Origin of the sequence: Olleya sp. 1-3, assembly GCF_002836085.1 — a bacterium.
Taxonomy (GTDB): Bacteria; Bacteroidota; Bacteroidia; order Flavobacteriales; family Flavobacteriaceae; genus Olleya; species Olleya namhaensis.
Window position 1 is genome coordinate 1 of sequence record NZ_PJBW01000039.1, and the last position, 467, is coordinate 467.

Genomic DNA, 467 nt, shown 5'->3' on the forward strand with positions numbered 1-467 from the left:
ACAGAACCAACTACGGAATGTTATGAAACTGCAACGTTTAATAATACCACATGTACTTGGGATGTAACGGGAACACAACCTGCAGAACCAACTACAGAATGCTATGAAACTGCAACCTTCAACAACGCAACTTGTACTTGGGATCTAACGGGAACAAAACCTGCAGAACCAGATACTCAATGTTACCAAACTGCAACATTCAATAATACGACTTGTACTTGGGATGTTTCTGGATCTAAACCTGCGGAACCAACTACGGAATGTTATGAAACTGCAACATTCAACAGCACGACTTGTACTTGGGACGTAACAGGAACACAACCTGCTGAACCAACAACAGAATGTTACGAAACTGCAACATTCAACAACACGACTTGTACTTGGGATGTAACAGGAACACAACCTGCAGAACCAACTACAGAATGTTACGAAACTGCAACATTCAACAACACGACTTGTACTTGGGA

1 protein-coding gene is annotated in these 467 nt (G+C 41.8%); it reads left to right on the plus strand.

The window, feature by feature from the left end; translation table 11 throughout:
- Nucleotides 1-467, plus strand: a 467-nt coding sequence (locus tag CXF54_RS12960) for a hypothetical protein (RefSeq protein WP_157823461.1), incomplete at both ends; no start/stop codon positions are given.